At 38.7% G+C, this 10,171-nt stretch carries 11 protein-coding genes; 4 read left to right on the top strand and 7 right to left on the bottom strand.

Annotated elements, in window-relative coordinates:
* The first annotated feature begins 277 nt into the window (after positions 1-277).
* The gene (locus tag BN2425_RS07815; protein ID WP_042457282.1) at positions 278-481 is read left to right on the top strand and encodes a hypothetical protein; all 204 of its coding nucleotides are present in this window, start codon (positions 278-280) and stop codon (positions 479-481) included.
* 208 nt (positions 482-689) lie between these two features.
* Here BN2425_RS07815 and BN2425_RS22980 read toward each other — a convergent pair whose 3' ends face one another.
* The gene (locus tag BN2425_RS22980) at positions 690-779 is read right to left on the bottom strand and encodes a hypothetical protein (protein ID WP_235714584.1); all 90 of its coding nucleotides are present in this window, start codon (positions 777-779) and stop codon (positions 690-692) included.
* Positions 780-1,102: 323 nt separating this feature from the next.
* Positions 1,103-2,209 carry a glycosyl hydrolase family 18 protein gene (locus tag BN2425_RS07825; RefSeq protein WP_042457284.1) on the bottom strand — a complete coding sequence of 369 codons (1,107 nt, stop codon included), beginning with the start codon at positions 2,207-2,209 and terminating at the stop codon, positions 1,103-1,105.
* Positions 2,210-2,533: 324 nt separating this feature from the next.
* Here BN2425_RS07825 and BN2425_RS07830 point away from each other — a divergent pair, with 324 nt between their 5' ends.
* Positions 2,534-3,460, top strand: a complete 927-nt coding sequence (locus BN2425_RS07830; RefSeq protein ID WP_052352804.1) for an alpha/beta hydrolase — start codon at positions 2,534-2,536, stop codon at positions 3,458-3,460.
* Between the two features lie 97 nt (positions 3,461-3,557).
* On the opposite strand, the gene BN2425_RS07835 is transcribed toward BN2425_RS07830, so the two are convergent.
* Positions 3,558-4,691, bottom strand: a complete 1,134-nt coding sequence (locus tag BN2425_RS07835; RefSeq protein ID WP_042457285.1) for a hypothetical protein — start codon at positions 4,689-4,691, stop codon at positions 3,558-3,560.
* A 191-nt stretch (positions 4,692-4,882) separates the two neighbouring features.
* Between BN2425_RS07835 and BN2425_RS07840 the strand changes: the two genes are divergently transcribed.
* Positions 4,883-5,329, top strand: a complete 447-nt coding sequence (locus tag BN2425_RS07840; RefSeq protein ID WP_042457287.1) for a MarR family winged helix-turn-helix transcriptional regulator — start codon at positions 4,883-4,885, stop codon at positions 5,327-5,329.
* A 157-nt stretch (positions 5,330-5,486) separates the two neighbouring features.
* Complete coding sequence (locus BN2425_RS07845) at positions 5,487-5,930, top strand: ArsI/CadI family heavy metal resistance metalloenzyme (RefSeq protein WP_042457290.1); 444 nt, start codon at positions 5,487-5,489, stop codon at positions 5,928-5,930.
* Between the two features lie 351 nt (positions 5,931-6,281).
* On the opposite strand, the gene arsC is transcribed toward BN2425_RS07845, so the two are convergent.
* The 4 genes from arsC to BN2425_RS07865 form a co-directional block, all read right to left on the bottom strand.
* Complete coding sequence (arsC, locus tag BN2425_RS07850; protein ID WP_042457293.1) at positions 6,282-6,704, bottom strand: arsenate reductase (thioredoxin); 423 nt, start codon at positions 6,702-6,704, stop codon at positions 6,282-6,284.
* A gap of 5 nt (positions 6,705-6,709) precedes the next feature.
* Complete coding sequence (gene arsB, locus BN2425_RS07855; RefSeq protein ID WP_042457296.1) at positions 6,710-7,768, bottom strand: ACR3 family arsenite efflux transporter; 1,059 nt, start codon at positions 7,766-7,768, stop codon at positions 6,710-6,712.
* Between the two features lie 21 nt (positions 7,769-7,789).
* Positions 7,790-8,137: an ArsR/SmtB family transcription factor gene (locus tag BN2425_RS07860; RefSeq protein ID WP_042457299.1), complete on the bottom strand. Its 348-nt coding sequence runs from the start codon at positions 8,135-8,137 to the stop codon at positions 7,790-7,792.
* 312 nt (positions 8,138-8,449) lie between these two features.
* Positions 8,450-9,928, bottom strand: coding sequence for a SulP family inorganic anion transporter (locus BN2425_RS07865; RefSeq protein WP_042457302.1), 1,479 nt, complete (start codon positions 9,926-9,928; stop codon positions 8,450-8,452).
* Positions 9,929-10,171: the final 243 nt, after the last annotated feature.

Consider the following 10,171-nt stretch of genomic DNA (forward strand, 5'->3'; position numbering starts at 1 on the left):
GCGGTTCTAGATTTCATGTGAAAAACCTTTCCAACACTTGATTTTTAAACTACATGCGAAAATCACTTTAGACCTGATTTATATTTCTTTTATCACTTTTGCTGGCAACTCCCGCAGCAACGGTATTTCTCGTGACATTCTGAACCCTTTATTGGCAGTAAATACATCCAAGGCAAGGTCTAGATATCTCCAATCCTTTATTTCCTAGTTTTGTATATTCCAGTTGATTCCCCTCACATTTCCTATTGAAATGGGTTTATGGACTAGGAACGTATTAATGTTACCAATCGATTTTTTTCCATCCATGAAGAATTCTCCGTTAGGTCCTTCAGCCGCCGGAATTGGCGGGATTGCCGTAAAAAGCACATCGTTGCAGGCTGTCAGTTGGATTGGAGCTGTATCAGTCGCCTTTGCTGCAATAATGGCCATTTTATCGTTTAGTCTTAAAAATAAAACTCTGAAGTACAAAAAGGCCATTTAAAGGATATAATTTTTATCCGGGCTCTGGTTTTTGATGCACTGATTAGTTTAGAGAAAGTTTATACTAACGGGGTCACTTGAAAGGTGCCAAATGATTTTCCTACCGTCATTCAAAAGATATTTCACGATTTCGCTGTATAACTTAAAAAGAAGCTTAGAGAAATGAAATATATTCTCTAAGCTCTACTTTTTTATATTTACTTATTTCACTAAGATGACTTAGTAAGTTTATAATTTTTATGATTGACTATGGTTGAAATGGGTTCGTCTTTTTCTTTATTGTATCCGTACTCAACAATAACAGACTTTTCTCATACAACCGTAACTTTTCCTTCGTAGGTATTCCCATCACGCTTAAATGAAATATTGTCATCGATTTTAGCAGTTGCCATTTTATCACCCTGAACTTATTATTTTAAGCTAAGATAAAAAAATGCAGAAATAATTAAAATCAATCCATAATTATTTGCAAAAAAAGAAAGCACCCAAAGCCCTTCGCTCAATGTAAAATTCACCACTTAAAGTCTGGTTCCTTTATGGCACCTTTAAGTAAAATTCGGGGGGTGTTTTTTATCTAACTCAGTGAAGAATTGTGTATAAACTGAATTTAGATGGCCATCCATTATTTTTTTACTTTTATTTTCTCTGGGATAGTCTTCCAGTACTTTGGGTCTTCTAATCCAAGCCGCCAAATCCCGATTCCCCGTAAGTTATATTTTTCAACCAGGTTTAGCTTATACCCAAGACTCTTGCTATTCTCATACCAAGCTTGATGGCTGTGATGTTCTTCATCTACATAACTGAAATGAGGTGTTTGTGAACCGGCGTCCCATTTTACTTTAGCTTTATATTTTGTTTTCTGACCCATTAACTCTTCATAGGAGCTATACTTCGTTTCGCCTGCTGTTGTATCCCAGTCCCAACCATAACCAGCAATTCCTAGAATAATTTTTGACCGTGGTACTCCATGTTTCAAGGCATAACGAATCGTTGCTTCAGTCCAATCAACTGATGCTGTTGATCCGGGTTTTGTTCTTGGATTGTGTTCATCGTATGTCATTATCATTAAACCATCCGAATATTGACCAAGTCTTTCGTAATCAAACCATGGTGACCAAGGATTAGCACGGGAATCACCTGTGTTTGCCGGGACGGAAACCGTCACTGATTTACCATCACGGTTTAGTGCATCAGATAATTCTTTAATCATCAGACTAAAGGAATCTCGATCAGTCAAATACAAATTTTCCATATCGATATTGATACCGTCATAGTTAAACTGATTGATTTCATTGCGTAAGTTCTGAATGAAAACATGGCGGTTATCCCCGTTACTGAGTACATTACTGGCAACCTGCTTCCCTTTCTCCACGGTTTCATAAAACAGATTATGTACAACCATATGTACCTTTAGGTTCTTTTCATGAGCGCTCTGAATTACTTTTCTTTTGTGATCTGCTGTAACAGAATCTATAATACTGCCTGGATTTTTATCATCAAGCTTGTACCAAAAGGGAGCAATAATGCTTAGACTCTTAAATTGCGAGTCTACAGTAGGCTGAGACCCTGGATACGTTCCTTCCTGTTCAGTATAAAAGCCTAAAATTTCACGAGGCGTTTTATCCTTATTGTCTTCCTCTTTCTTTTGTATCTGACTGCAGGCTGACATCAGCAATAATCCTATGCTTAAAGAAATGATGATGAATGCTCGAAAACCATTTTTCGCCATACTACACCTTCTTCTAATTCAATTCGTCTATTTCTTAAGTTGATGAGAAATGGTGTAACTTATTCACATTTTGACCTTTCCGTTAAAAGGATAAATAAGGAGCCGCTGTTAGCAACTCCAGGTTTAGATCAGGCCCCATTCACTTTTAGACAGTCCTTTTCAAACTTAACCTATCAGTTCTTAATTGCAGTAACTGCCCGTTTTGCAACTGCCATTTTTATTAGCTGCCTATTTAAAAAATGGGACTTAAGGTTTTTCCGTTTTGATCATTATTGACATATGATAATGTACCGATGATTGAAAATGGAAAGGAGGAGTTTAACCTTGAGTGAAGAAAAAAAGCGAAAGTCAAGTAAGTCCTTGTGGCGGCCGCTTTTGGCAGCACCTGCATTATTCTTTCTTGCCCCTCTTGGTATCGGACTTTTTCTCACCCATCCCATCCCTGCTAAAACCACAAAAAGCCCAAAGGATTACGGTCTTGATTTTGAAGAAATTGAATTTTTCAGTCAAAAAGATCAGGTTAAGCTGTCTGGCTGGTGGATCCCCTCTGCATCAAAGCAAAGCAGAAAAACAGTCATCACCGCGCACGGCTATATGAATGAACGCTCCATGGAAAAGATTGAAGGCCTGCAGCTTGCCAAAGTTCTTTCTAGACAAGGATATAATGTGCTGATGTTTGATTTCCGCAATGCAGGCAAATCGAAAGGAAGAACCACTGGGTTGGGCTACTTTGAAAAGCACGACTTATATTCAGCGATTGAATATGCCATCCAGAAAAAAAAGCAGAAAAAAATTGCACTTCTGGGCTGGAGTATGGGTGCTTCCACTGCGCTGATTGCCGGATGTGAACATCCTGCTGTATCGGTCATTATTGCCGACAGCCCCTTTAGTGATCTAGAACCTTTTTTAAAAGAAAACCTATCTTACTGGTCGAAGTTACCTAAGCGGCCTTTTACGCCGATTATTTATCATGCCATGCGAAAGCTCCACAACATAGCCCCTAATGAAGTTTCACCGATTAATAAAGTAACCAGTACGAGGGGTAAATCAATTTTATTCATTCACAGTAAATCAGATGAAGCGATTCCTTTTACCGAGAGTGAGAAACTATTTCAATCGATCCCAGCAGGTAACCATAAAGAATTGTGGCTGACGGAACAAGCTAAACATATTCATTCGTATTTTTTGTATAAGAGAGATTATGAGCACCGTGTACTCCGGTTTCTTAATAAACACTTAAGGTTTGACTAATCCGGAGGTATGCCCTGGTTTTTAAATTTAGTAAAACGGAAACATTTTTCGTTCCATAAAAAAACCTCGTCATATGGGACGAGGCTCTAGCTATTTTTTATCTAAGTCCCACCTTCCCTTGTTCAATCACTCTTCTTAAGTATTCATATTCGGTGGGATCCAAGATATCGACTTCGTTGTTCGTGGCGGAGAGAATCTGTTCTCGGCACTTGGCAATGCGCTGAATCATGGGGTGAATGGTCAGGCTGGATAGATTCACAAAATCATATAAATCGTTTAAGCAGACTGGTAATTTGTAGCCTTTATTGCTGCTAGCAATAATGATTCCACTGTCCCGCAATTTCGAGACGAGATTAGAACGAAAATAGTGCTGATTCATTTTGACATCTCTTAGTGCATTCAAGTTATCCAAAATTTCTTGGGTATACACATATTCATCAGGATTTTCTTTTAGATTAAATAATAGAAACTTTAAAAAATCCATCCGAAGCTTTTCCTCTTCTTCTTCACTTTTTCGATGTTTTTCAAGATATTGATAGGTCAGGTTTACTGCCTGCTTGATGATCATTTCATTGTATTGGGCATCATGGCTGTTGGATTTGTAATCAAAGATGAAGTTCTTGTAGTCTAGAGGCAAAAGATGTATCGCGGATATTTTGTTTTTGATGAACTCGTAAAAAGAACGGTACTGAATAGAGTGATGAGTACGGTCGTACCCCTTTGCCAGAATCCCGGATATTAGGTGTGCTAACCTGAGCAGAGCATCCGACTCTGTTTGATTAAAGCCAAATATAGAATAGTTGAACAAATCCGGAATGGTTTTTGTTTCAACATAATTTCTAAATTGCTTTAAAAATTCAGCTTGTTCATTTACGACTAGATCAAGCTGTTCGAAACTTCGGTTCAAATCTTGATAAACCATTCTATTGACATATCGAAAAAACGGCTTTTGATACATGATGCCGCTGTCTTCTCTGATTTTCCGCTTATCCACTACATAAGCATAGATGCTGAAAGGAAGCTCCCTCAACTCATTTACGATTTGTATCATTGTGCTATCGTCAAGAACATCTATTTCTTGAAGAAATTCCAGTTCCTCTTCCAGTCTTTCTTTATTGGAGCCTTTTACCAGGATGGCCGTGAAGATCAAATGGGTCGACACACCCTGCTTATCAAAATCAAAAAGATAATCGCCAAATTCATTAATAAATGCGTATTGGACCTCTTCCATATTCCCACCACCCGAGTTAAAGAGTTTTCTCCTATACCATTTCAACATCATTTTCGATAACCCTTTAAATATCAGGATTTTTATAACTGATAAGCAATGGTGGATATTTTGAAACGCAGTTGGATTCTTTTTCAAAAAAATAGTTGCATTATACAAATAATTAATATATAACATACATAGAGGTGTAAAAAATGGAAAATGTACGTGAATTGTTTCAAGTTATGACAAGACGATTTGGTCTACTAAATAAGAATTGTTGCCAGGTTGGCGGCAGTGAAGTATCCATGGTACAAAGTCATATTCTGTACGAACTTCTTCGCAAAGATAATCCGTCCATGCAGCAGGTCGCGGAAAACCTTGGGATGGATATTACTACGTTCAGCCGGCAAATTCAAAACCTTGTCAAGCAGGGACTGGTTTCAAAATCACCGCTTTCCAATGACAGACGCGTCTATCAACTGAGTCTGACACCGCAAGGAAATTATATAGCTGCATCAATTGATGCGCAAATGAATCAATATTTGGCTGAAGTGTTCTCAAATATGAGTGAGTTTGAAAAGGAAATGGTGATTAAATCTGTTAAATTATTAAACAATGCTATGTCAAAGTCGACTGTATGCTGCAAACCATTAATTTGAACAAGTTCGCTTGCTCTTTTAAAATAGAAAATACTTGCATATTGCAACTTTTTTTACAACGAAGGAGTGGTGCATATGTAGCGGGATGCGCTTTATATTTCACTTTCCATCGTACTGACGCTTCAATGAAATAAATATTTTAGGAGGAGAAAGTAAAATGAATTATGCCCATATCGGTTTAAATGTAACCAACCTGGAAAAATCACTGGATTTTTATACTAAACTATTCGGAACCGAGCCTGTTAAGGTAAAGCCTGATTATGCCAAGTTTTTGCTAGAAAAACCAGGTCTAAACTTTACTCTTAATCTTAAAAATGAGGTTAGCGGCAATCAAGTCGGACATTTTGGTATCCAAGTCGATCATTCTGAAGACGTCATCGCCCACAAAAATAGACTTGAGCAAAGCGGTATTCTCTCCCAATACGATGAAATGAATACGACATGTTGTTATGCCCTTCAAGACAAATTCTGGGTACAGGATCCGGATGGAAACGAGTGGGAATTCTTTTATACAAAGGGGGATGTAGAACAGAGTCATCACAATGAACCTTCCTGCTGTACAACTGAGCCTAAAACTGATGTGGTTGAGTGCTGTTCTTAATTACTATTTTAGCTGGAGGGTCTCATCTCCAATTGAGACCCTATGGTTCCTCATTAACAGCATCTTCCAGAATTGCCAATCATCGAAATTCCTTTACCATTCCCGCTTCGTTCAAGAATAACTTCTTCAATGTTAGGCTCAATAATTGGGTCGATTGCTACTTTAATTTCATTGATTATAACGATAATGTCATCCTCTTCCGGCTCATCCAGAGCCAGTCCAATTCGTGGCTGTCCTCAGCCAAAGCCATCGAAAAAGATTCGAATGTTGTTGGCATTCTCTTCTAGGAACATGCGCTTGAATTCATCCCGAGCATCATCGGTGATTTTCATATTCTTTTCCTCCCTTGTCTTATTCTCCTGTTTTCGCAAAATGTTTAATGCGAGCTCCGATTTCATCGCGGACACGCTGGAAAAATGCCCATTTTTCTTCTTCTGTTCCTTGTGCCTTTGCAGGGTCATCAAATCCCCAATGGACCCGTTTTACACTAGGGGGCGTGACCGGACATTTATCAGCAGCGTCACCACATAATGTTACCACCAGTTCCGCATTGTTTAAATAAACAGGATCGATCAAATCAGAAGTATGGCTTGAAATATCAATTCCCGCTTCTTTCATTGCTTTGACGGCATTTGGGTTAAGTCCGTGTGTTTCAATGCCGGCACTTCTCACTTCCCACTTGTCAGCTAAATATTTTTTGGCCCAGCCTTCCGCCATTTGGCTTCTGCAAGAGTTACCTGTGCATAAAAAATAGATCTTTTTCTTGTTCTCCATAATGTTTACACTCCAGTTTGCTGATTAAAGTATTTTCGTTTAAACCATAATGCTACATTAACAAGCGCAATCATGACCGGTACTTCCACAAGTGGTCCAATAACTGCGGCAAAGGCCGCACCAGAATGGATTCCAAATACACCGACTGCAACGGCAATCGCTAACTCAAAATTATTGCTTCCGGCTGTAAACGAAAGCGTGGTCGTCACGGCGTAGTTTGCCCCAATTTTTTTACCTAGGAAAAAAGAAACAAAGAACATCAGCACAAAGTAAATTAACAATGGAATGGCTACACGAATGACATCAAGTGGCAAGCTGACAATCATGTCCCCTTTTAACGAAAACATTAGGATAATAGTAAATAAAAGAGCAATTAACGTGATCGGGCTAATTTTCGGAATAAACACTTGTTCATACCACGTTCTGCCTTTTGCTTTGACTAAAGAAAAGCGAGTTATCATTCCAGCAATGAAAGGGATCCCTAGATAAATAAATACGGATTTTGCCACTTCTATCATGGTTATGTTAACGACTGCACCTTGTATACCGAACCATTCGGGAATGATGGTGACAAACACATAGGCATATACTGAGAAAAATAGCAGCTGGAAAATGGAGTTAAATGCCACAAGTCCTGCCGCATATTCGGTATCGCCTTTAGCCAAGTCATTCCATACGATTACCATGGCAATGCAACGAGCCAAACCAATCATGATGAGACCAACCATGTATTCTGGTTTATCAGGAAGAAAAATAATGGCCAAGAAAAACATGAGAATCGGTCCAATGATCCAGTTTTGTACAAGTGACAAGGCCAAAACTTTTACATCCTTAAATACACGTCCAATTTCCTCATACCGAACTTTTGCCAATGGCGGATACATCATTAAAATTAATCCGACCGCAAGGGGAACCGATGTGGTCCCTACCTGCAAACGATTCATCCTGTCTACAACCCCTGGTGAAACGAACCCTAAGAGGATTCCAATTGCCATCGCAAGAAAAATCCAAAGCGTTAGGTATCGGTCCAAAAAAGACAGACGTTTCTTTTCTATGTTACTCATCTTTCCCACTCCAATTTAGAACTAGCATCCGCATTTAAGCGTAACATTGCTTTGTTCAATTTGTTGAATCTTCTCTTCTGGAACTAGCATGCGTTCCAAGATTCCCTTTATAAACCCATACAGTTCGCATTGATGATTAAGGGAATAATAAATCCACTGTCCTCTGCGTTCTTCTTTCACCATTCCCGCATCCTTTAATTTTCGCAGATGCTGGCTAATAGAAGGCTGACTCATGTCGAAGACTTCGAGCAATTCACATACACAGCATTCTCTCTGGTTTAAGATAGATACAATCGTTAATCTTGTTTTGTCTCCTAATAATTTTAAAATGGATGCTGCTTGTTCTACTTCAATTGGCAATTTTTCCATAGCTGCACCTCCTATATCTATAATTAAATTATGATATAACTATATACTTATATAATATTCCAACGAAATAATCGTGTAAAGTGAATGTTTACCTTATAAGTTCAACCACAGTTTCTTGTGCTAATGCTAATGGATGGTATTTGCAAGCAAGATCATTAATTTGATTATATTTGATTAGACTCAAAAAACGGGCACAGAGCTGGAAGAAACTTTTCCAACATTCTATCCCCGTTTTGTAGATCTTTTCATTTAGGATGATACAACATCTCTGTTTACTGCATTTTGAAACACGAGAACCGTCCCCGTGTATCATTAATGGTTCGATACTTTCTCAAGGCCACCTGGCTTGTTATGCATTGCGATTTGGTCGAGCAATTTCTTGCTATCCGTATTTAATCCTTTTAGGTTTACTTTGACACCGTTTTGATGGTACTTGATAACGACCTTATCGACGGCACCAACCGCAGAATCGTCCCAAATGTTGGTATTCGATAAATCTAGATCAATTTCATTTAAGTCTGCTTTATAATCAAAACTGTTTACAAAATCGGTGACGGATGCAAAGAAAAGTTGGCCTGAAACATGATAAACCTTCTTATGAGCCCCCTTTATAGAAAGACTGGTGACTTTTACTTTTGAAATCTTTGAGGCAAAGAAAACCGCACTTAAAATGACGCCAATTAAAACGCCCAGTGATAAGTTATTTGTTATCACCACCGTAATCACAGTCACGACCATAACAATCGTATCCGTAATGGGCACTTTTCTTAGTGTTTTAAAGATCGACCAATCAAACGTACCGATTGAGACCATAAACATGACCCCCACAAGTGCTGCCATTGGAATTTTTACTAGAAATCCTTGTAACGCTACGATGAGTGTTAATAAAAAAGCACCAGCAACAAAAGTAGACAATCGGCCTCTACCGCCTGACTTCACATTAATGACAGTTTGTCCAATCATGGCACATCCAGCCATACCACCAAACAATCCAGATACAATATTGGCAATCCCTTGTCCGCGGGCTTCTGTGCTTTTATCACTGTCGGTATCCGTCATATCATCGACAATAGAAGCGGTTAAAAAGGTTTCCACTAATCCTACAACCGCGATGGACAGGGAATACGGAAAAATAATTTGTAACGTCTCAAAGTTAAACGGAATGTCAGGAATTAAAAACACAGGCAGTTTTGCTGTTAAAGTCCCCATATCTCCTACTGTACGGACATCACTGCCAGTAAATATAGAAATCGCTGTAATCACAATAATCGCCACTAATGGTGATGGTACGGCTTTCGTAAAACGTGGAAGAATATAAATAATTGCTAATGCCCCTGCAACCATTGCATACATTGCCCAAGTTGAACCTTTGAACTGAACTAATTGAGCCATAAAAATTAAAATCGCTAGCGCATTCACGAATCCAGTCATAACCGAACGAGGAACAAATTTCATTAAGCGCCCTAACTTCAAAGCGCCCATAATGATTTGGAAAACACCCGTTAAGATAGTAGCCGCAAGTAAATATTGCAAACCGTGGTCTTTCACTAGTGTCGTCATTAATAAAGCCGTTGAACCCGTAGCTGCCGAAATCATCCCAGGTCTTCCGCCAACAAATGCAATCGTAACGGCAATACAAAACGAGGCGTATAAGCCTACCATTGGGTCTACACCAGCAATGATGGAAAAGGCAATGGCTTCCGGTATTAAAGCCATTGCGACAACAATTCCTGAAAGAATATCACCCTTGATATTTCCAAACCACGAGTATTTAATTGTACCTAAGTTCAAACGAAGCACCTCTCCATTTATATTGTTATTTTTTATTGACTTTCAACTCTCATGAAAGTCGGGGCCGCTTATAACAGAACAAAGTATAATCGAATGTGACAATTTTGTGAAATCGCATGTAAACGGCTACAAATGATCCATTCTTCTTAATCCTCGTGTTTTCTTCGATATTCATCCCGAACGCTACTGTTGTTCAAAATTCACTAGCACATTCAGGTCGAATATCGAGTAGGAGGGGTTATT

The organism is Neobacillus dielmonensis (genome assembly GCF_000612665.1).
In the GTDB taxonomy this organism is placed as follows: domain Bacteria; phylum Bacillota; class Bacilli; order Bacillales; family Cytobacillaceae; genus Neobacillus; species Neobacillus dielmonensis.

Coding starts and splice junctions, on each gene's coding strand:
- BN2425_RS07815 (WP_042457282.1), top strand. CDS start 278: ATGTTACCAATCGATTTTTTTCCATCCATGAAGAATTCTCCGTTAGGT.
- BN2425_RS07825 (WP_042457284.1), bottom strand. CDS start 2,209: ATGGCGAAAAATGGTTTTCGAGCATTCATCATCATTTCTTTAAGCATA.
- BN2425_RS07835 (WP_042457285.1), bottom strand. CDS start 4,691: ATGGAAGAGGTCCAATACGCATTTATTAATGAATTTGGCGATTATCTT.
- BN2425_RS07840 (WP_042457287.1), top strand. CDS start 4,883: ATGGAAAATGTACGTGAATTGTTTCAAGTTATGACAAGACGATTTGGT.
- BN2425_RS07845 (WP_042457290.1), top strand. CDS start 5,487: ATGAATTATGCCCATATCGGTTTAAATGTAACCAACCTGGAAAAATCA.
- arsC (WP_042457293.1), bottom strand. CDS start 6,704: ATGGAGAACAAGAAAAAGATCTATTTTTTATGCACAGGTAACTCTTGC.
- arsB (WP_042457296.1), bottom strand. CDS start 7,768: ATGAGTAACATAGAAAAGAAACGTCTGTCTTTTTTGGACCGATACCTA.
- BN2425_RS07860 (WP_042457299.1), bottom strand. CDS start 8,137: ATGGAAAAATTGCCAATTGAAGTAGAACAAGCAGCATCCATTTTAAAA.